Here is a 20,765-nt window from a genome sequence, read left to right as displayed (position 1 = left end):
GACTCGATTTAGCGCAACGAACGGTTTGTCCCTGGATGCCTGCTGTGAGTTCGTCTGACTGTCAGTGCTCAATTGCTACACCGACACAAAGTTCGCGAAACACATCCGCAAGGATGGCGCAATTCGCATTGGCCGGCGAATCCAATCCACGTCGATACCACGGCCTGAATATGGCGTCGCCTCGACGGATTGGCTTGCCGGACACAACGCAGCACCCCATCCGTCGCGCGGAACAGAGTTTCCATACCTGCTCACCGTAAACTCCGCTCGTCGACGCTTTCCATGAAAGCAACGCGGAAGTTTGATCTTCCCATTCGATGAACGATATGGTTCCAGTGCCGGGGCTGGCGCTCGCCGCCCCAGACGAGGAAGGTCGAGGCCGACTGTCTCGGCGGCGCCCTGAATGTGGTCCGACCAGATCGGCCACGACTCTTCCCCACACGCTTGCTTCCAAAATACAACCCACCATGCCTACCTCACGAGCCAACGCCGTCGCTTCCTCATTTTCAGAAATGCGACCGCCCGGCCCGTCGATGCATCAGACTTATGTTTGGTAGCGCCCGCAATCAGGCCCGCTCGATCGCAAGTGCCACCCCCATTCCACCGCCGATACACAGCGATGCGAGACCTTTCTTCGCGTCGCGCTTCTGCATTTCGTGTAGCAACGTGACGAGAATCCGGCAGCCCGAAGCGCCAATAGGGTGACCGATCGCAACTGCGCCGCCATTCACGTTGATTTTCGATTGGTCCCAGCCCATTTGCCTGTGCACGGCGAGCGCCTGCGCGGCAAATGCTTCGTTAATTTCCATCAGGTCGAGATCGTCTATGCTCCATCCTGCGCGCTCCAGACAACGGCGCGACGCCGGCACAGGACCCATACCCATCAGTTTCGGGTCTACGCCTGCAGTTGCGTAGGCCTTGATGCGCGCAAGCGGCGTCAGGCCAAGTGCTTCGGCCTTTTGAGCTGACATCACGACGACGGCTGCCGCGCCGTCATTGATACCCGATGCGTTCGCTGCCGTAACCGTGCCTTCCTTCATGAATGCCGGTTTCAAACTTGAAAGTGACTCCGCCGTCACACCGTGACGTACCTGCTCATCCGTCACGAATGAAACTGGATCGCCCTTTTTCTGTGGAATCTGGATGGGTACGATTTCGTCATCGAAGCGCCCCGCCTTTTGTGCAGCTTCTGCCTTATTTTGTGACAGTGCCGCAAACTTGTCCTGGTCTTCGCGTGAGATGCCGTATTCCAACGCGACATTCTCCGCAGTCACGCCCATGTGGTACTGGTTAAACGCATCCCACAAACCATCGACAATCATCGTGTCCACTAGCTTCGCGTCGCCCATGCGAAAGCCATCGCGCGAACCCGGAAGCACGTGCGGCGCGGCACTCATGTTTTCCTGGCCGCCAGCAACGACGATGTCTGAATCACCAGCGATGATCGCATTGGCTGCCAACATTACGGCTTGCAGGCCGGAGCCGCAGACCTTGTTGATGGTCATTCCCGGAACGCTCACGGGCAGGCCGGCCTTGATCAGCGACTGGCGTGCCGGATTCTGTCCTGAACCTGCCGTCAATACCTGACCGAGAATGACATCGCTGACCACCTCGGGTTTGAGACCCGCTCGCTCCAGCACGGCGCGAATCACCGTCGCGCCCAGTTCTGGCGCCGCAATCTTCGCAAGCGACCCACCGAATTTGCCAACAGCCGTACGGGCGGCCGATACGATCACTACATCCGTCATTTTCAGTTCCTCAAGACATGCCAGCCAGTGGACTCAACTCGTTACGCCGAAACGCCTGACGCTCCGATGCTTGCCCACACCAAGACTGGCCGCATCTGTAAGCGGTGCTTGTGAGGCTAGACTCGCAGTTCACGAAAGCAATGCGTAAAGTCCCACATCCCGCGGCGCAGTCTTGGACATGAATGACAATATTCAAGCCCATTCGCGCCCGACGGATTCTGCGGTCTGGTCGCCGCGCACCGTTAGCGGCAGCATCATGTTAGTCGTTCTTACGCAGCCGTGCCCGCGAGAAGCGCACCAGCACCTGGAACAACAGGCTCCAGTTCCAGATGGTCCAGCATGCGCCGGACTGTGCATACCGCCGAAGATACCGTTCTGATGCCCAGCATGTCCTGGATACGCTCAATGGCGGGAAGTGAAGGCATCTGCACACATGCCGATGCAACGACCACGTCAGCACCGTCGGTGTTCAATGTGCGAACGTCATTGATGAGTTGAAGCGGGTCGCGCTTTCCAACTTCCAGGTTGTCGGGAATCTCGAAGCTGATAGAGTCAATGACCTCAATGCCTTCGCTCTCGATGTACTTAACCACGAGGTCAGTCAACGGACGCATATATGGAGCCATGAGCGAGATGCGGCGAGCCTTGAGCATCTTCAATCCATCAATCAAGGCCCCCGCCGAAGTCATCACTGGCGCGAAACATTGATTAGCCCGCGCAATTTCAGCCAGTTGCGTCTCAGTCTCTCGGTGGTAACCCGGACCCATGGCCATAATTGCAACCAGGCAGGCGGTGCTCATCACGTCAACACGTGCATCGGCCAGTTCAGCTGCGCAGCGCAAACCTTCCCGGTTCATCGCCTCCAGTTCTTCCTTGGTCACCTTGTGCATGCGCATTCTGCTCGAATGGAAGGTAAACCGTTCGGGACGGATAGCTTCCCGCGCGCGAAACATCGCGGGAATCTCGGTCTCCATTGTGGTGTTAGAACTCGGAACAATCTGTCCAATGCGAAAACTCTTGCTCATCTTGATCTCTCGTTATCAGTTGCGCGTAGAAAGGACCGGAAATCCCTACGCGGCCGTTGTCTGGGCCAGCTCAGTAAGCTCCGATTGTGTCGCTTCATAGGCGGCGGCAAAGAGCGGATCTCGCGCCTTCAGGTCGTCGTGCGAAACCTGACCAGTGCGGCGCATGTAGTCGTATGCAAACGACACGGGGTCGAGGTGAAGCTTCGTGTCAACGTTTTCGTACCAATCCAGACTCTTGCTGGCAGCACCCTGAAAGCTTTTCGACGCAGGACGGCGCAGTTCCTCGAACGTGGCGAAAGCTGCAGGAATGTTTTCTGGATGCGCGCTAACCGCTTTATGGAGCGCGATGGCATCCTGCATCGCCATGCGCGTACCTGAGCCAAGCGAGAAGTGCACCGTACGCAGGGCATCACCAAGCAGAACGATATTGCGATGCGTCCAATGCTCGTTCTTAACGATGGTCGCCTCGAACCAGAGGGATCGGTTGGTCAGCAACTCGTTCGACCCCAGATCCGGACGGAAAACCTCCGCACAGTAACGACGACTTTCTTCTTCACTTGCCGTGTCGAGACCAGCGCGCTTCCACGTGTCCGGGTCAACTTCCACGAGGAACGTGCTCAGCTGTGGGCTGTACTGGTACGCGTGAGCGATAAAAGTGCCATGTTCGTTCGGTCGGAAAATGAGCGAGACAGGGTGAAACCGCTGGTGCGTGCCGTACCAGGCGAACTTGTTGCGACGTTTCTCGAAAGTCGGTCGGAAGTGGTCGGCGAACTGTGATCGCACGGCGCTGTTCCCGCCATCGGCTGCGACGACCAGATCGACCTGCGAAGCGAGGCTTTCGATGTCCTCGATTCGCTTGCCGTATTCGACACGTACGCCTTCCCGCTCGCACGCGTCCTGCAGCGTCTTCAGCATGTCAACGCGCGCCGTGCGAGAGAAATGGTTGCCGTGTATCTGCACATGAGTGTCCTGATGCACGACTTCCATATAGTCGCAGCGCTCATGATTCGCCGTGAATTCCTGGAAAAACTCAGGATCCGCCTCTTTGAGAAAGGTCAATCCGATATCCGAAAAGACGACCCCCCAGCCATATGTGGCGCCCTTCACGTTTTGCTCGAACACCTGGATTTCGTGTTCGGGATTGCTCTTCTTTGCAAGAAGCGAGAAATAGAGGCCAGCCGGGCCGGCACCGATGACGACGATTTTCATGCTGCATTTTCCTTACAAGACGGAGGCGGCGCAGGCCTGCCGGTAGTGCTCCAGCGCCGAACGGAACGACGGAGGTATCTCGATTGATTTTCTCTCCGACCGCGCGACGCACACTGGGGTCAGGCACGCGACGAAGACAATGTCGCCCTCAAGAGTGCGGCCTGTGACATCCAACACGTAAGACCTTGTTCGGATATCCTTGACGATAACGGTCATGTCGAAGTCGTCGTCTGGCCACAGCGAACGACTGAAGTCGAACGTCAGGCCGCGCGTCGGAGTACCGAAGCCGTGCTCACGTTTGACGCGCTGTGGCGTCGATTCGAAGAGCGCACCGTAAAAGAGTTCGGCGGCCGAGATCACATAGTCCGAGAAGGCCGCGGTATACACCACCCCTGCAGGGTCACATTCGCCCCACTTGACCCGACGGCGGATAACGACCGGCTCTTGGCTCAGCATCTGTTCAGTCGCGATCAGCGCAGTGCTCATGTCCGGACCTCGGCTTTCTCGACCGTCAACATGTCGGTGATCATTTTTTTCAACGCTGGCTTGTCGAGTTTCCCCACCCGGGTCACGGGAAATTCGTCAATTGTTTCGACGCGCTCGGGACACTTGTACTTGGCTAGCCCCTTTCCGACCAGGAACGCCCCTAGCGTCGCAACATCTGGCAGCTCAGTCCCCGGTCGAGTCACGATGAAAATGCAACCTTTCTCGCCATACATTTCGTCGGGCATCGCGACAAGCTTTGCGTCCGCTACAGAGGGGTGCTGGCACACGAAGGCTTCGACCTCTTCACATCCAATCTTTTCTCCGCCCCGGTTGACGTTATCGCGCAGACGGCCCTCGAACGTCACATAGGTCATCCCGTCGATGACGTGACGGGTGACCATGTCGCCCGTACGATAAAAGCCGTCGGACGTGAAAGCCTTTGCATTGGCTTGCGGGTTGTCGAAAAAGCCTCCAAGAGTGGACGGGCCGCGAAAGCAAAGTTCACCCATCTGCCCTGCATCGACCTCTGCCTCGCTTTCGGGGTCCAGGAGGCGGATTTCATCGTCCGGACAACCCGAAGCGCCTTGAGTGTGATGGCGGGCGAACGCGGGAGCATCCGCCGGCGAACCCAGCAGCAGACCTTCCGTGATGCCGTACAGGGTGGAGCACGGCACACCCAGGTGGGCTTCGAGAGCGTCCGCACGGCTCATCGTTGCGAAGAGCTGCAACGACGACAAATCGTGCTTGCCAACATTCTGGTAAGCAAGCAGTTGCGGTGCGATTGGCCCGATGGACAACGCGTGCGTGACACGATGTACCTCGATCAGCTCAAGCAGGCGCACAACGTCCGCTTTTGGCATCAGGACGGTCGTCACGCCGTGCACCAACGGAGGCAGCAATGCATAAAGTTGCCCCGCGTTATGAACAATCGGCAGCGGGTAGATAAGCCTGCTTTGGCTCGTGATGCGATAGCGATTCATCCACGCGCTTGAGTGCCCGATATATTCGGCGTGAAAACGCGGGATAATCTTCGGAACGCCCGTCGTGCCTCCGGAAAGCTGGAAGCTGAGAACGTCCTGGCTACCCAGATTGATGACGGCGAGGCGCTTTCTTGCCGCTTCGAGCGGCATGGTTGCCACGAGCGTTTCAATATCGCCCGTTCCAGGCACAGTTCCTCGCGCAACAATCAGGAATTTCAGACTCGGGGTACGGTCGACCATCTTCGCCGCAAATCCAACCAGATCGAAACTGCTGAAATCAGCTTGAACGAAATAACCTCGCGCATTCGACTGCTCAGCGAGTTGTCCGATTTCCACCTCCCGATGTTGAGGAAGTGAACATACAGGAACAATCCCTGCCTTGAAGCAAGCCGCGAGAATGATGACCGATTCGATATTCGTTCCGATCTGCAAGATCGCGCGGTCACCAGTTTTCAACCCGAGGTCAAGAAGCGCAGCGGCGAGCCGCTCCGTCTTTTCATCGAGTTCCCGAAAGGTTATTGTTCGCTCATCACTGATAAAGGCAGGACGGTCTGGAAAAGCCTGCGCGGTTGCACGCAGCGCATCCCCTACTGTCGAGTCCACCCATGCTCCGTTTGCAAACGACCTGGCCGCACGCGCGGCGGTTGGATAAGTGACGCCCTGAATAGGGCTTAAAGTGCCAGCCATTGTCTCCTCACTTTTTCAATCGACGCGAATTACTTGGTCGCCGGTGCGATGACGACCCGGTCTCGGTCGAACGTACTAATTTGACCTTGGACCCCACCCGTGAACAGGCCGTACCAGACCGCAGGCTTCAGAGCCAACTCCTTTCGGCGGAATTCGATCGGCTTGTCAGTTTCGATGCAATCGTAGGCACCCCGACGGACCACACGGCACTCGTCCCGCTTCTCAGCGTCTTCAACAATCGAGGAAAACTCGTCAAGATGAGGGACGTAAATCCGTACACCGTTTCCATTGATATGCTCACGCTCGTTGAGCAGCGTTGCCTTTCGCGCCCAGAATTCGTCGATGTTGAGGACTCTGCGGCCTTCAGCAGCGGCAAGGTCCTCCGCTTCCATCGCGGCCTGCAATGTCAACGCGGCATCGGCAGCGTCAAGCTCACCAAGCGTGCGAAGCTTGCGGGTGAATTCGATGAAATAGCCATTCGGATCGCGGACGTAAATGGATGCGATGACTTCGTGGCGCGTTTCTACTGATACGTTAAGCCCCTGCGCCTCCAGCTTCGCCTTCCAGGCGTGAAGCTCCTCTTCACCCTCAACAATCCATGCAGTGTGCGTGGCGTCGAACACGTGATCCTCGGGTACCGGCGCCCGCAACGAGCGATCGTTGAGCTCGCCCGGCTGGTCGGAGCCAAGGTAATAGAAAAAGGCGATGGTGCTTCCATTGCCACTGTCGAAGAAGAAATGGAGAAAATCGGGATGAGTCGACGGCCCCCAACCACGTGCCGAAATCACGTGTATCAGTGGCAGTCCTAATTTGTCTCGATAAAACTCAACAGTGTCACGAAGCTTCCAGGTGGGTCGTGCCGTATGGTCGACGCCATGGAGCGTAAGTTGACGCGTTTGTGCGTTGGCAGTCATGCAGATTCTCCAGAATCGATGTTATCTCGATGGGCTCAAAGAGCGGGGAAAGTTTCCTTGAGCCAAGAAGCGAGCTGCTTGCCCGCCTCAAGTCGACCCGGCTCTTCTTCCGGGGACAAGGCTCTTCCGTGATGGTCGCCTCGCACGCGAAGATGCCTTTTGTCCGAAGATGCGATCGATGTGTAAATCTTCTCAACATCGCCCGGAAAGCAAGCTTGATCTCCCGTGTACTCGACCACGAGTACGGGCTGCACAATCGAGCTTGCCGTCTTTTCGAGGGTTGCATTGGAAGATAAGCCCGACCACGTCGACAACCAGCTCTCTGGTGTACATTGGCGTGCAAAACCGACTGCACCGTAGTTCGAAAGATATGGGTCACTACCCCACAGTGAGCCGAACTTGCGGTCAGAAGGATCGATAGCGAGGTCGAAACAGCGCGGGTCTGCGTCGGTACGCCAGACGTTGATGATCGGGGTATGAGACGCGACGCGACGGTCCTCGACGGTCGCTGAAGCCCCAGCTTCCGCGACTCTCTTGCGAGCAGACATCCGGCGCTCAATAAGTTGCCTTGCAAGATCATCAATACGCGAAACACGTGCTCGCTGTGCAGCGCGATAGCGCTCAAGGAAGTCTGCGCTGTAATTTGTCTCGCGCGGACCTGCGAAACCATTCACTGGATTGAGGGGATCTAGCGCGGGATCGACTGCGAGCGGATTGTTTTCATCCGTTACCGACGGATCAATACAGTTCATCAGCAGCGCCCCCTGACCTGGATGCGGACCGACAAACACCACACCATCCACAACGGGCATCTGCAGATCCGCAAGGCGCGTCGGCTTCCCAGCTGGCGTTCGGCTCACACGTTGCTCTGGCAGGTAGCCGGACTGCTGTACATAGTAGGCGTATAGCCCGGCGCCTCCAGAGTTACCCAACAGCACGATGCGGCGAAATCCTCGCGATTTCAGATAGTTCAGCCCGGCGGCGACATCGTGGAGAGCAAATTCGTGCTCGAGCCGAAGGTCATTCCCTACCGACCGCGGCGATTGTGACCAGGCGGCGTATCCCGCGCCAACCACGTCGGGAATCAGATAGTGGCACGCCATGAACTCGCGCGGGTGCATAACGCACACTACCGTGTCGGTCGGCGTCGAAGGTTCGTAAAGCGAGCCTCCGGTAGCGGCGCCATCCGCAGTGCGAAGCACGACATTCGTCGTCTTCGCCCCTTCCGGGATATCTCTAGGATTCCAGTCAGTGTTCAGAAAGCCAGCGGTGGCGCCGGCCGTCAGGGTGTGGGTCTTGGTCATCTATCTTGCCGCGACGATGCGGCACCATCGTTTGATCTGAGTCGATCATACGAGGCATAGACACTTGTGTCAAATTTTCGACGTTCTCGTTAACCCTTCCCGGAGAGCACTCCTACGTGGCGCCGGATGACAAGTGACTCACCTGTCGCTCGAGCACGGCCATCGCATCCCGCAACTGGTTCATAGTCTCTGCGATGCTCATAGGGCGAGCTTGCGGCGTTTTGGCGTTCAACAGTCCACGAAGCCCAAGCTCCGCGATATTGGTTGCCACCTCACGCGCCGGCACTTCGCCACCTGCGTCAAACCACCAAGCGCACCAGTTGCACATCCCGATGATTGAGAACGCCGCGACGTGGGCGTCGATTGGTCGGAAGACGCCTTCACGAATACCGCGCTGGATTACGTGGACGAAATGTGCCAGTACCCCACGTCGCGCATCCTCTGCCGCTTTTCGGTGAGCTTCCGGCAAGCTGCTCTCGCTGCGCTCAACGACGCGAAACTGCAGAGGTAACGAAAGAATGAGTCCAGCATGCTGGATGATGAGTTGTTGTAGCGCTTCCTCAGCTGGGAGCTCATCTCGCATCGAGATCGATGCTGCCAGCTCGCTCGCCTTCTGCGTGACGTCTTCCGTCAGCGCTTCAAGCATCGCTTCCTTGCTACTGAAGTAGTGGTACACGGCAGTTCTGGTCAGGCCTGCGGCATCGGCGATGTCCTGCATGTTGGTACCGCCAAATCCTTTCGAAATGAATAGCAGACAGGCCTCCTCAAGAATCGCCTGCCGCTGTGCTGCGTTCCGTGTGATGCGTTCCCGCGTCGTTGTGTTGTCGCTCATGTCTTCGTCCATTGTTCGCGCCACCTGACGGCGCTGTATCCCGCAAGTTTACCTGCCCGATGTAAGCCTTCAAATAGCGACTGTCGCAGACTTGATCGCGGCGACTTCCTGCCTAACACCAGGGAAAACGATAGTGGTATTGACACTAACGTCAATAAGTTTGACTAGAGTGTCTAAAAGAGCCAGAATGTTTCCACACTTCCGCAAATCGCCGTGGGTTGGTTCGTCCGTCTGGCAAAGGATCTACGCCAGCAGAACCGTCAGGCGAGCACTTACATGGGTGAGACATGGCATTTCTTCAGAACGCGTGGCACATGGTCGGTTGGACCAACGAACTCAACGACAAGGGGTTCCTCCATCGCACCATTGCTAACGAGCCGATCCTCATTTACCGCTTGCAGGACGGTACGCCCGCAGCAATCGCAGACCGTTGCGCCCACCGCTTTGTACCACTGCACCTCGGTGAGCAGGTCGGTGACCTGATCCAGTGCGGATACCACGGCCTCTGCTTCGACAAGGCGGGCCACTGCGTCAAGAACCCGGTCGACGGCGCGCCTATTCCAAAGGCGGCCAAGGTTAAGGCGTATCCGGTGGTAGAGCGCTTCGGTGGGTTCTGGATATGGCTAGGCGATCCTGCTTCAGCGGACGAAGGCGCTCTTCCGGACTACGAGTTCCTCACCGACCCGAAACGTGCCACGGTTCAGGGCTACATGCTGACCAAGTGCAATTACCAGTTAGCCATTGATAATCTCACGGACCTCACACACATCCAGTTTGTGCATGGGGAGTATCAGGGCTCCGAAGCGTTCCCTCGCATCAAGAACGAGGTCAAGCAGGTCGGCAACACGATTTACACGTACCTGACGTTCCCAAATGGGAAAGTCCCCATGTTTTACGCCAACGCAGTCTCGGATCCGAACAAGCTCATCGACCTGGTTTACGAGGTACGCTGGGATCCGCCGTCCAATGCGAAACTCACTGTTCGCGGGTACGAAGTCAACGACCGTGAAAAAATGCTTTTCGAGATTCAAAGTGCACATATCGTGACCGCGGAATCGGAATTTACATGTCACTACTTCTTCTGCAACAGCCGCGATTACGCTGTCAATGATCCCGAAGCGGACCAGAAAGTACGCGACTGGCAGCGCATCGGCTTCGTCGAGCAGGACAAGCCGATGCTTGAAGCACAACAACGCTCCGTCGGCTCTGTCGACATCATGGACCTCCGTCCGGTCCTGCTCGGGACCGACGCAGGCGCGATTCGCGTTCGCCGCACCCTGGCGGGCCTTCTGAACAACGAAATCGCGGCAAAAGAGACGCCAGTCTCCGCGACCGTCTGATCGCAGATTTTCTGAACGCATGCGGCCTGGTTCCCGCATGCGTTTTCCGATGTAAATAATCCCTGACAGGAAACATCCACAACAAACATTACAACAACCTTTAGTATAACTAATCAAAATACCTGGAGACAGTAACAATGAAGCGGCTTCACGCAGCAGCGATTGCAACGTTGGCTTTCGGAACGTCTACGGCGTACGCACAGGTGACGACCTCGAGCGTTTCGCTCTTCGGCAGACTGGACGAGGGGATCGTCTACCAAACCGGAAAGACAGGGGGCTCCTCCGTAAGCATGGCAGCAAATATGTGGCTTCCTTCGCTGTGGGGTCTGAGAGGACAGGAAGACCTTGGCGGTGGTTTGAGCGCGGTGTTCAACCTCGCGTCGACCATCATTGTAAATACCGGGTCGTCAGCGAGCAGCCAGAAACTCTTCGACCGGAACGCCTATGTTGGATTGAGTTCAAACGACTGGGGCACGCTGACGTTTGGTAGACAGGTCAACACGCTCGCTGAGTTGTTCTATGTGACCGACCCGCTATACGCAAACTCGTCAGCAACGAACATGAATGTTCGCCTCGGCTATCTTGGTGGTCCTGGCACAACAATCCAGAACAACTTCGGTCCTAACCCTGGCGTTTCTGGTGCCAGTCTGGACCGGGTCGATAACGCGGTGAAGTATCAGGTCAAGAAGTACGGTTTCACCGGCATGGCGATGTACGGCTTCGGCGGTGCTGCTGGTCAGTTTTCGAATAATAGTTCCGCCGGCGCAATGGTGGGCTATGACGGAGGAGTAGCGACTCTGAGGGCGTCCTACATGCAATACAAGGACAACATCGGCACACTTTTCTTCGCATACGCGGGAGGTGCCTCCTACAAACTGGGACCTGTGACGCTTCGCGCCACGTTCACCCAGAACCGGATCGACAGCGGTTTGAACACGACCGCCAGACCTTACCGGAACATGCAAACGCAAGTCATATCCGGCGGCGGTGACTGGCTTATGTCTCCATCATTTGATCTCTACATCGCGTACTACCGCGGCAAGCGCAGCCAGGATGGTCTCCCCGACCAGGTCGCCAACAAGTTCTACATCGTGCCTAGCTATTTCCTGAGCAAGCGAACGACGTTGCAGATTGTAAGTGTGTACGAGCGGTTTAACGCGACTGGGGCAGCCCTTGATACCGGCACCCCGCTGGCAACCAATGTCCATTCTTCTGTGTACGTTGGTCTCGGTATGACGCACAACTTCTAGAAGTGCGTAACTGAAATATCGAAATAGAAAGCAGGAGATTGTCTTGAAAGTTACTGTAGTGCGAAAAGTGAAAGAAGCGACCGACATTTGCCGCTTTGAGCTGGCAGGTTTAGACGGAGCGACTTTGCCAGCGTTCTCGGCCGGCGCTCACATTGATGTGCATGTCAATGAAGACACTGTTCGACAATACTCGCTGTGTAATCCATCTCACGAAACGCATCGATATGTTATCGGTGTGCTGCGCGAGTCGGCCTCCAGAGGCGGCTCCGAGGCTATGCACCGGGACGTAAAGGAAGGTGACGTCCTGACGATATCCGAGCCGAAGAATCACTTTCCCCTGGCACACGATGCAAAGCGGACCATCCTTATTGCCGGTGGCATTGGTGTGACGCCGATTCTCTGTATGGCGCACCGGCTCTCACATGTCGGCGCGCCGTTTGAGATGCATTATTGCGCGCGCTCGGCCGATCGCCTCGCATTTTGGTCAACGATTGAGCAGTCTCCATTCGCGTCTCAGGTTGTGCTTCATCTTAGTGATGGCGACCGGTCGCAACTATTCGACGCGACGTCCGTGCTCAGCGCGCCCTCCCCGGACACTCATCTCTATGTCTGTGGACCGAAAGGATTCATGGACATGGTCATTCAGACCGCCAGGTCGCAAGGTTGGGCGGAAACGGCAATACATCGTGAGTATTTTGCCGGCAGCACGGTAGACACGTCTTCCGACCGTGGTTTTAAGGTAAAGCTTGCGAGTTCTGGCCAGGTCATCCCCATCGCTCCCGACGAATCGGTTGTCGAAGCATTGGCAAAGTGCGGGATCGACGTTCCCGTGTCGTGCGAACAGGGTGTGTGCGGCACCTGCCTGACCCGGGTACTTGATGGCGAACCAGACCACCGTGATGTCTTTCTGACGGATGCCGAACACGCAGCGAACGACCAGTTCACGCCGTGCTGCTCGCGATCCAAATCAGGGCTACTCGTCCTCGACCTCTGAGAATCTCAGACGCTCCAGATCTCATCGTACGCGCGGCGCACTCACAAGGCACCGCAAACCCATCACCACAAGGAGAAGGCATGCCAACGAATCGTGGAGTCGTGTATGTTCAGCCGGGAAAAGTCGAGGTCCGGTCTATCGAGTTTCCCAAACTGGTTACGCCCGCTGGAAAACGGGCTGACCATGCTGTCATTCTAAAAATCGTCTCCACTAATATCTGCGGTTCCGACCCGCATATGGTACGGGGGCGCACAACTGCCCCCGCCGGGATGGTACTGGGTCATGAGATCACGGGAGAGGTCATTGAAATTGGCAGGGACGTCGAAACCATCAATATCGGTGACCTGGTGTCCGTTCCGTTCAATGTTGCCTGCGGCCGCTGCCCGCTTTGCAAGGAGCAGCAAACGGGCGTCTGCCTGAACGTGAACCCGGCGCGTGCTGGTGGCGCCTACGGCTATGTTGACATGGGCGGGTGGATCGGCGGTCAGGCCGAATACGTGATGGTCCCTTATGCGGACTTCAACCTCCTGAAATTTCCCGATCGCGATCAGGCGCTCGAAAAAATTCGCGACCTCACGTGTCTGACGGACATTCTTCCTACGGGCTATCACGGTGCTGTCTCCGCAGGCGTACAACCGGGCAGCACGGTCTACATCGCCGGGGCTGGGCCGGTCGGCCTTGCTGCAGCTGCCTCGGCCCGGCTACTCGGCGCGGCCGTGGTGATCGTCGGCGACATTAACCCCGCACGCCTGGAACACGCGCGCAAGGTAGGGTTTGAAACCGTCAATCTCTTCCTCGACGCCTCATTGGGCGATCAGGTTGCCCAGCTGCTGCGCACGAATGAGGTCGACTGTGCTGTAGATGCAGTTGGCTTCGAAGCGCGCGGCCACGGTCACGACGGCGCTCGTACAGAAGCCCCCGCCACCGTTCTCAACTCGTTGATGGAAATCACACGAGCTGCCGGGAAAATAGGCATCCCTGGTCTTTACGTGACCGAAGACCCGGGCTCTTCTGACAAGGCGGCGCAAACCGGCTCGCTCAGCATCCGCTTCGGCCTGGGTTGGGCGAAGTCACACAGCTTCTTCACGGGACAGACGCCCGTCATGAAGTACAACCGCGCACTAATGCAGGCAATCCTCTGGGATCGGATAAACATCGCCGAGGTCGTGGGTGTAGAAGTTATCAGTCTCGACGATGCGCCGCGCGGCTACGCGGAATTCGATGCCGGCGCCCCCAAGAAGTTCGTGATCGATCCGCACAACCTTTTTACAACAAGCGCATGAGTCTGGTTTAGAGCTCAAAACCGCACATCTGGAGGAGACAACAATGGAACTGTCCGATTCGCCTGGCAAATCCATCGACGTAATATCGATTAGTGGATCGCAGTATGTAGTGGTAGTGTTGTGCGCGCTATGCATGGTCGTAGACGGCTTTGATGTACAAGCCATGTCGTACGCAGCCCCCACTCTTATCAAGGACTGCGGAATCAGCAAAGCAATGCTCGGCCCGGTGTTGAGCGCTGGCCTTTTCGGCATGCTCGTGGGGTCGGTCCTCCTCGCAGGTATCGCTGACAGGATTGGCCGCCGCCCCGCACTGATCGTGTCCCTGCTGTGGGTCGCCATCCTGATGGGGGCGACGCCTCTCGTTCATACAGTGAGTCAGCTCGTAATGATCCGATTCGTCGCAGGCCTGGGGATGGGTATCGTTGTCCCCAATGCCCTCGCCCTTGGAGGCGAATACAGCCCGCCTCGCCTACGAACCACGCTCGTGATGGCCGTTTCTTCAGGGTATGTGATTGGCGGTGTCGTAGGAGGCTTGATTGCGGCATTCGTCATCAAACCATTCGGCTGGGTAGGCGTCTTCTACTCTGGCGCGCTCCTGACCACTTTCCTCACCTTGATGATGTTGCGCTATCTCCCGGAATCATTGCAGTTCCGACTCCTTCGGCGCCCAGACGACGCGAGCACATTTGATTTGATTCGCAAGTATCAACTCGAGGACGACCTCAATCCGACCGAGAAGGTCGCGGGCAAGGAAAGTTCGCTGAAAGTGGTATTCGGACACGGACGCACCCGGCCCACGGTTTTGCTCTGGCTCGCAAGCTTTTGCAACATGCTCAGCGCCTATTTCCTTGCCGCATGGATCCCGCTGCTGATGAGTTCAATCGGATTTTCAGCCAGTGCCTCCCTGCTCGCCGGCATGGCTTTCTGGGGTGGTGGTCTTGTCGGGAATTATATTCTGGGGTATCAGATTGACCGCTTCGGATACGGTTGGGTCATGATCGGTAACTTCATTCTCGGCGGGCTGTCGATCGCGGGTCTAGCCCTGTTCACGCACCAGCCCGAGATAGCGACCCTATGCATTGTCTTCGCCGGCTTTAGTGTAATTGGCGGGCAGTCTGGACTCTATGGCATCGCAGTCATCTTCTACCCAACCAAGGGTCGCTCAACGGGCGCCGGACTCGCATCCGGTATCGGACGAATCGGTGCCGTCCTTGGCCCGATCCTGGGCGGACATCTGCTGACGCTTTCGTGGACCGCCGACCAGATCATTCTGGCCTCTGCAGGACCCACGCTGGTCACTGCCCTATCGATCGGCCTGCTCGGCTCCATTTCCCGAGCAAAGAGGACGGCTGCCCTATCTGAGCAGACCGTAGGGACATCCTCGTAGGCTGATGGCTCATCAACCGCGCTCGAAAACCGAACATTGCGCGTTATCCGGACGGTCAGCGAATCACCTCCCTGGCCGCGTCCAGCACGGTTCGAGCATCACTGACAGTTTCGGGCAGGATTCGCAAAAATCAGACTCGCCGCTCAAACCCTCGAATTATGCGTATTCCGTCCCACCAGAGACAACGCGATTCGCCGTCTCATCTAACCGTAGCAGTTTCTGTCAGTTTTGACCCGTAGTTCCCGTATGACCTGCCTGCGACGAACCCGCTGCCGGTACACCGTATCCCTCCATCTGGTTCGGTGCATTCCGAGCCGCGACACGTGCTTCGGCCGCCTGGTACTTTGCTGGGTAGTCGGGGTCCTGTACGCCGGGTTTGTAGCCAGCCTGTTCGATTGCAATAAGGTCCGCACGAACCTGCGCACGCGTGACTGTGCCGGTGCTCTGCGCCATCGCAGCAAACGGAAGAAAGAGCATCACTGCTGTAAGGATTGTCGAGGTCTGCGTCACATCGGACTCCAGGATTAGTCGAAAGGATCGCGACTGTTGTCGCTGTGTAGCAATAATCTCACGCGAGCGACGCCTGATTGACTACTCGTTTGTTAAAAATCTGTGATCAATTTCTCATCAATCTTTCGTGTAGCCTTCGTTACCTTGCCGTCACTTGCCTTGAATTCGACGACGTCCCGACTAGCCATACCCGACTCCAGCCCGCATCACGAGTGACCTGACTCACAAGAAAGCAATTGCGAAAGGTAGCAACGAATGGACTTGATACGCGCAATGCGAATGTTCGTGAAGGTGGCAGAAGGCGCGAGTTTTACAACCGCAGCCCGTCAGCTTGGCGTTGCGCCGGCACAGGTGTCGCGCACCATCGTCGAACTCGAAACACATCTGCAGACTCGATTGCTAAATCGCACAACGCGTCGCGTTGTATTGACTGAATCCGGAGACCGCTATCTCGCGCGCTGCAAGGAGATGCTCGAACTTGTTGACCTTTCCGAAGCGGAGGCAGGAAATGCTCAAGTGTCTGTCAGTGGCTCATTGCGTGTGCACGCTCCAATTACCTTCGGTCAGCACTATGTGGTTCCCGCCCTCACCCGATACCTGAACGAACATCCCCGCGTTCGCGTCGAACTGACGCTGTCGCAGCATCAACCCGATATTCTTGAGGAAGGATATGACGTCGTCTTGCAGATAACGGGATCGAAGCCTCCTGACTCCCTGCTCGTCTCATCGCCCATCTGCTCGATGGGAAGCGTTCTTTGCGCGTCCCCGGCATATCTGGAGAGTGCCGGTATTCCCCGAACCCTTGATGACTTGCGGCATCACTCGTGTCTGCGCTTCGCCAACGCGCTTTTTCCATCAGATCGTTGGAGCTTTATCGGATTGGAGGAAAACGTCGATATCAGCCTGCCGCCGGACCGGTTACGGGTAAATGCGGCAGACGCGCTGACGATTGCGGTCATGGAGGGACTGGGAATCGCGCCGGTGCCGATGCTGTCGGCACTCCCCTACCTACAGACCGGCGCGATCGTGCGCGTTTTGCCAGAGTGGGACCTGCAGCCGCTGTCTGTCTTTGCCTTGTACGCATCACGCCAGTATCTCGACGCAAAAATACGCACCTGGATCGATTTTTTAAAGACATTCGTGCACACACGACTCCAGTCCAGTTTGCCGCAGTGACTTCTAGCTTCTCTCGAACCACTCTCTCGAGCGGTTTGCTATTTTCCTGAGAGCAACGCGCGGGCAGCTGTAGCGGAGACTTCGGCATTGACCTCCGCAGTCTGGTCATTGTAAAGAGTGGTCTCCGCTGAGAGAGCGTCTTCCGTTGAAACATTTTTCGCACCCGCCTCAAGCGCCGCGAGCTGATTTTGCTGATTCAGCAAACCCACCTGAGCAGCTAGAGCGGCGCTCGGCCCCGCAGCAACCGCGTTCGCTTTGGCAGTGGCGAGCAGGTTTTTGGCGCTCTGAAGCCCGGTGGCAGCTTGTATCTGGTCAGTTTCGTACGCAGTGCTCGAAGTCGCGTTGAAGTTCGTCTGCGCCGTCTGTGCGGTTATCTGAGCCGAGAGGGCCTGTGCTTCGGTCAGATGCGCTGATGCCACAGCTCCTGGCACGGCTGCGGCAGCTTGAGCAGCTGAGGCAGCCGCACCAACCGCAGCTGCAGCTGCAGCAGTCTTCTCACTAACCTCAATTGATTGAGGGGAGCCGGATGCGTCAAGCACAATGGCAGCAGCTTCGTTTTTGAAGGCCCCACCCGCAGCACGAACGTTGTACATCTGACCTAGTTGCAGAACGGGCGCGTCCGCAGAAGCAGTTTGCCCCTTCGGCGGCATCCAGCCCACAGGCAACTCTGGTGGACACGCCGTTTTCGTGCAAACGAGCAGCCGGCCCATCTTCGGTATGCGAACGGGCACACCCACGTGTCCATTCGCTACAACAGGCGTGGCGAATACGGCACCGCACGATTTCGGCTGCGCGCCTGGCCCGGGCTTGGACCACGAACCATCAGTATTTTTGCAATAGAGCGCGAACCATACATTGAAGGAGTCAGATTTGGTGTCCTCCGGCAATTGTTCTGATGTGCATTCGGATCCATCCTTGCTGCTTGTCCACTGTTGAAAAACGCAACCCGAAAGCTTCGAAGGCATTTTCGATTCAAAAATGCCGCCGCTAGGAGGCCATGACACTGTTTCGGAATAGCTGACTTTCTTCCGATTCGCAGTAAAAGACGCCTGGTCCGAATCCATCGTCTTCTGCGCCTTTTCCTGTTCGCGAAGTGCCGCGTCAAGTTCGGCGAGATACTTCTTTTCCCTAGACGCCTGCGCGGTCAGTAACGTCACCGTCGCGGTCGGCGCAGTTAAGGCCTTCTGGTCGTCAGTCACCGGCTGCTGGAGACTGGATTTAGGTTTTGGTGGATGCAATTTTTCGATGGCTGCCTTCACCGCTGGCCCGCATTGCGTTGAAGCGGGTGACGGAGGCGGCGGGGGGGGGTGGGCCCCACCGTCAACAATTGGCGGCCCTCCAACTGGCACTGCTGCACCAACTGCCTCTACAGCACCTGCGGCGAACTGCGCGACAGAGGTGATGATTATGCCACCGGCTCCTTGCGACGATGCATTTAAGCTTGAATTGCTACCATCCGACGCCAGGTTGGTTGCAATATCGCTCGTCGCCCAGATACCTGAGGAGTCGAGCAGATAATGCTGATCAGGATCAGGTGCCTTCCCTGAAGTGAGTGAAACCGTAACCTTTCCGCTTAAGCCTCCATCGCAACTTGTCACCTCTCTGGTTATTACCACGCTGTACTGAGTCATCGGTAATGTCCAAGGGACGCCGGTCATTGGTTCGCTTGATGTATCCGCATCGACATGAGTAACCGTGATCTCCGATCCACAGCCCGCACAAAACAGAGCTGAAAGAATCACTACCTTCTGAAACCTATTCGAAAATATTCTCATGGCTTTTTGCTCAGCAGGCAGGGGTTGATGACATGCGAACGGGCGCTTCTGCGAGAGGCCTTTTAAGCTCTCGAGTAAGCGGAGGGTGACATCTCGTGCTGGATACCGTCAATTTCAGACATCTCGGTACTGCTCGCGTGGCATTCGAATTTTCGTTTTCAGCGAGATCAGACCATCTATTGCGATTATCGTGACACGTTGCTTAATATCGTATGTACGGAAGCGCACGTTTTCATAGATAACGGGACGTTCTTTGTAGATTTCATACTTCGACATCTAAACAGGTTCTTAACGAGATTTATATAGAGCTCTTAATTAAAAAGCAAATCTACTAAAAATTAGATTCACTTCGCTTGACCGGTCAGCTCCATCAATCTATTTTTACTATGTTGATCTTTGCTCGATCAGCCAAGACAACTCACGCACTGAAGATGAATAACTCACACTAACGATGTCAATTCGAATCGCCTGTTGAGCCATGGCAGCTTCCTGTAAGCGATGTGTCCTTGAACTCGATTTCTGTCGTCGCATCCCCGCACGCATAATCGCTGCATGCTCGAAACTCGCCCACTTCGCATGACTCTGTTTTTCTTCACAGCAGGAGCTGACATCATGCGTCGTTCCTATTCCAAGAAACGAGTGCATCACCTACTCATGGGTGCCGTGGGCACCGCTACAGCGATTTCGATGGCCGCCCCTCCGCCCGGCCCTAATCAGATCACTGGTTCCGGAACGCCATGCGGTCCAGGTACATCCGATCCGACTTGCAGCCTTCCAATTCAGCTGAACGCGAACGTATCGGAACTGCTATCGAAGCTTGAGTCAAGTTCCACGCTCCATCGAGCAACTCTCGCAGGTCGCCTCTCCACTCAAACTCTTTATTCTGAGGCTGCGAATCGGCCGTTGAACATATTGGGCATCTCCGCGGACATGAATCTTCCACAATCAATACAAAAAAGCCCTCTTCGAGACTGCAACGTCCCATTCAACAATCTGAAAGCTACGACAAACAACAGTACAGCGCGAATCTCAATACGTTATGCACCTTCGCAGTTTCCAGAAGTGGTACGTCTCGGCACAACGACGCAGACCTGTACGGGTACGGTCGTCGGGTCTAGCTGGGTTCTCACGGCCGCTCACTGCTTCGCGGTAGCGATGCCTTCAGACACACTCAAGCAACAGGCGGATGGCGATTTCACTTACACATCGCCTCAAACGGTTACAGTGAATGCGATTAATGCCCTCTCGTTGCCGGCTACGCAACGTATCGTCAAGCCCGACAGGGTCATCGTAATGGGCGGATTTTCGGGACCTCCCGATTTCCGGAACGATATCGCCATGCTCCATCTGCAAACAGGTTTTCCTGGGTCGGATGTCCCGCCCGCCGGTTTGGTTTCTCCAAATCTGGGCAGCTTCTCACGATTAATTACGCTTGCCGGTTACGGGTTCTCAGACGCGGATGGGGGAACCTACGGACAATTCAACCTCACGTGGCCACAGCCACTCGATGCTATTACGTCCACTACGGCGTCACATCTTCAATTCGATCCCGTGGCAGATAGCCGTGCATTTTGCCAGGGAGATTCAGGTGGTCCGGGCTTTGTAGGCCGCAATCGCGGCTGTGATTCCACAGACCCGGGCGGGGAACTACGACCTCGATTCGTCGAAGGAGTAATCGACACCATCAGTCCCGACGGGAAACCGAACCCGAGTGGGAACAGCATGGCGCAATATGCAGCACTTTGTGCGACGGCGACGAAGCTATCGCTGTCGTCGCTACTGGTACCTAACACGCACAACTGGATCTGCAAAATCACATCTAATGCAGCGGCCGGCTGTTAGATGTGCGATTTTCTGTGCAACGT

The 20,765-nt window shown here is 56.5% G+C and carries 16 protein-coding genes; 6 read left to right on the top strand and 10 right to left on the bottom strand.

Annotation, left to right across the window (positions count from 1 at the left end; all coding sequences use genetic code 11):
* Window positions 1–566 precede the first annotated feature (566 nt).
* The 8 genes from DK391_RS08715 to DK391_RS08680 all read right to left on the bottom strand — a co-directional run bounded on the left by DK391_RS08715 (window position 567) and on the right by DK391_RS08680 (window position 9,185).
* On the bottom strand, window positions 567–1,748 hold the full coding sequence (locus DK391_RS08715) for an acetyl-CoA C-acetyltransferase (RefSeq protein ID WP_109477597.1): 1,182 nt from the start codon (window positions 1,746–1,748) through the stop codon (window positions 567–569).
* A gap of 269 nt (window positions 1,749–2,017) precedes the next feature.
* Window positions 2,018–2,773 carry an aspartate/glutamate racemase family protein gene (locus DK391_RS08710; protein WP_109477596.1) on the bottom strand — a complete coding sequence of 252 codons (756 nt, stop codon included), beginning with the start codon at window positions 2,771–2,773 and terminating at the stop codon, window positions 2,018–2,020.
* 45 nt (window positions 2,774–2,818) lie between these two features.
* A complete protein-coding gene (locus DK391_RS08705; protein ID WP_109477595.1) occupies window positions 2,819–3,982 on the bottom strand; it encodes an FAD-dependent monooxygenase in 1,164 nt (387 codons plus the stop codon).
* 12 nt (window positions 3,983–3,994) lie between these two features.
* The gene (locus tag DK391_RS08700; protein ID WP_109477594.1) at window positions 3,995–4,468 is read right to left on the bottom strand and encodes a thioesterase family protein; all 474 of its coding nucleotides are present in this window, start codon (window positions 4,466–4,468) and stop codon (window positions 3,995–3,997) included.
* Window positions 4,465–6,135 carry an AMP-binding protein gene (locus tag DK391_RS08695; RefSeq protein WP_109477593.1) on the bottom strand — a complete coding sequence of 557 codons (1,671 nt, stop codon included), beginning with the start codon at window positions 6,133–6,135 and terminating at the stop codon, window positions 4,465–4,467. The genes DK391_RS08700 and DK391_RS08695 overlap by 4 nt, the downstream gene beginning before the upstream one ends.
* A 29-nt stretch (window positions 6,136–6,164) precedes the next feature.
* Complete coding sequence (locus tag DK391_RS08690) at window positions 6,165–7,049, bottom strand: VOC family protein (RefSeq protein ID WP_109477592.1); 885 nt, start codon at window positions 7,047–7,049, stop codon at window positions 6,165–6,167.
* Between the two features lie 35 nt (window positions 7,050–7,084).
* The gene (locus tag DK391_RS08685; protein ID WP_109477591.1) at window positions 7,085–8,353 is read right to left on the bottom strand and encodes an alpha/beta hydrolase; all 1,269 of its coding nucleotides are present in this window, start codon (window positions 8,351–8,353) and stop codon (window positions 7,085–7,087) included.
* A 112-nt stretch (window positions 8,354–8,465) separates the two neighbouring features.
* The gene (locus DK391_RS08680; RefSeq protein ID WP_109477628.1) at window positions 8,466–9,185 is read right to left on the bottom strand and encodes a TetR/AcrR family transcriptional regulator; all 720 of its coding nucleotides are present in this window, start codon (window positions 9,183–9,185) and stop codon (window positions 8,466–8,468) included.
* A 287-nt stretch (window positions 9,186–9,472) separates the two neighbouring features.
* Here DK391_RS08680 and DK391_RS08675 point away from each other — a divergent pair, with 287 nt between their 5' ends.
* The 5 genes from DK391_RS08675 to DK391_RS08655 all read left to right on the top strand — a co-directional run bounded on the left by DK391_RS08675 (window position 9,473) and on the right by DK391_RS08655 (window position 15,439).
* Complete coding sequence (locus DK391_RS08675; protein WP_109477590.1) at window positions 9,473–10,525, top strand: aromatic ring-hydroxylating dioxygenase subunit alpha; 1,053 nt, start codon at window positions 9,473–9,475, stop codon at window positions 10,523–10,525.
* A gap of 137 nt (window positions 10,526–10,662) precedes the next feature.
* Window positions 10,663–11,775, top strand: coding sequence for a porin (locus DK391_RS08670; protein ID WP_109477589.1), 1,113 nt, complete (start codon window positions 10,663–10,665; stop codon window positions 11,773–11,775).
* Between the two features lie 43 nt (window positions 11,776–11,818).
* Window positions 11,819–12,769 (top strand): PDR/VanB family oxidoreductase, encoded by a 951-nt coding sequence (locus tag DK391_RS08665; RefSeq protein ID WP_239482768.1) that lies wholly within the window; start codon window positions 11,819–11,821, stop codon window positions 12,767–12,769.
* Between the two features lie 80 nt (window positions 12,770–12,849).
* Window positions 12,850–14,052 (top strand): formaldehyde dehydrogenase, glutathione-independent, encoded by a 1,203-nt coding sequence (fdhA, locus tag DK391_RS08660; protein ID WP_109477587.1) that lies wholly within the window; start codon window positions 12,850–12,852, stop codon window positions 14,050–14,052.
* Between the two features lie 43 nt (window positions 14,053–14,095).
* Entirely contained in the window at window positions 14,096–15,439 is a 1,344-nt protein-coding gene (locus DK391_RS08655; RefSeq protein WP_109477586.1) for an MFS transporter, read from the top strand.
* A 222-nt stretch (window positions 15,440–15,661) separates the two neighbouring features.
* Here the strand turns inward: DK391_RS08655 and DK391_RS08650 are convergent, their stop codons facing one another.
* The gene (locus DK391_RS08650) at window positions 15,662–15,949 is read right to left on the bottom strand and encodes a DUF4148 domain-containing protein (protein WP_275426812.1); all 288 of its coding nucleotides are present in this window, start codon (window positions 15,947–15,949) and stop codon (window positions 15,662–15,664) included.
* Between the two features lie 273 nt (window positions 15,950–16,222).
* Here DK391_RS08650 and DK391_RS08645 point away from each other — a divergent pair, with 273 nt between their 5' ends.
* On the top strand, window positions 16,223–17,125 hold the full coding sequence (locus DK391_RS08645) for a LysR family transcriptional regulator (protein ID WP_239482767.1): 903 nt from the start codon (window positions 16,223–16,225) through the stop codon (window positions 17,123–17,125).
* A gap of 38 nt (window positions 17,126–17,163) precedes the next feature.
* On the opposite strand, the gene DK391_RS08640 is transcribed toward DK391_RS08645, so the two are convergent.
* Window positions 17,164–18,900, bottom strand: a complete 1,737-nt coding sequence (locus DK391_RS08640) for a hypothetical protein (protein WP_162600742.1) — start codon at window positions 18,898–18,900, stop codon at window positions 17,164–17,166.
* Window positions 18,901–20,765 lie beyond the last annotated feature (1,865 nt).

It is taken from the genome of Paraburkholderia sp. C35, from assembly GCF_003121405.1.
In the GTDB taxonomy this organism is placed as follows: Bacteria; Pseudomonadota; Gammaproteobacteria; order Burkholderiales; family Burkholderiaceae; genus Paraburkholderia.
The sequence above is the reverse complement of the archived record's forward strand: the minus strand, read 5'-3'. Positions and strand labels throughout refer to the sequence as shown.

Bases quoted from the DNA above. Each gene is read 5' to 3' on its own strand.
- DK391_RS08715 (WP_109477597.1), bottom strand. From the start codon at position 1,748: ATGACGGATGTAGTGATCGTATCGGCCGCCCGTACGGCTGTTGGCAAA.
- DK391_RS08710 (WP_109477596.1), bottom strand. From the start codon at position 2,773: ATGAGCAAGAGTTTTCGCATTGGACAGATTGTTCCGAGTTCTAACACC.
- DK391_RS08705 (WP_109477595.1), bottom strand. From the start codon at position 3,982: ATGAAAATCGTCGTCATCGGTGCCGGCCCGGCTGGCCTCTATTTCTCG.
- DK391_RS08700 (WP_109477594.1), bottom strand. From the start codon at position 4,468: ATGAGCACTGCGCTGATCGCGACTGAACAGATGCTGAGCCAAGAGCCG.
- DK391_RS08695 (WP_109477593.1), bottom strand. From the start codon at position 6,135: ATGGCTGGCACTTTAAGCCCTATTCAGGGCGTCACTTATCCAACCGCC.
- DK391_RS08690 (WP_109477592.1), bottom strand. From the start codon at position 7,049: ATGACTGCCAACGCACAAACGCGTCAACTTACGCTCCATGGCGTCGAC.
- DK391_RS08685 (WP_109477591.1), bottom strand. From the start codon at position 8,353: ATGACCAAGACCCACACCCTGACGGCCGGCGCCACCGCTGGCTTTCTG.
- DK391_RS08680 (WP_109477628.1), bottom strand. From the start codon at position 9,185: ATGAGCGACAACACAACGACGCGGGAACGCATCACACGGAACGCAGCA.
- DK391_RS08675 (WP_109477590.1), top strand. From the start codon at position 9,473: ATGGCATTTCTTCAGAACGCGTGGCACATGGTCGGTTGGACCAACGAA.
- DK391_RS08670 (WP_109477589.1), top strand. From the start codon at position 10,663: ATGAAGCGGCTTCACGCAGCAGCGATTGCAACGTTGGCTTTCGGAACG.
- fdhA (WP_109477587.1), top strand. From the start codon at position 12,850: ATGCCAACGAATCGTGGAGTCGTGTATGTTCAGCCGGGAAAAGTCGAG.
- DK391_RS08655 (WP_109477586.1), top strand. From the start codon at position 14,096: ATGGAACTGTCCGATTCGCCTGGCAAATCCATCGACGTAATATCGATT.
- DK391_RS08645 (WP_239482767.1), top strand. From the start codon at position 16,223: ATGCGAATGTTCGTGAAGGTGGCAGAAGGCGCGAGTTTTACAACCGCA.
- DK391_RS08640 (WP_162600742.1), bottom strand. From the start codon at position 18,900: ATGAGAATATTTTCGAATAGGTTTCAGAAGGTAGTGATTCTTTCAGCT.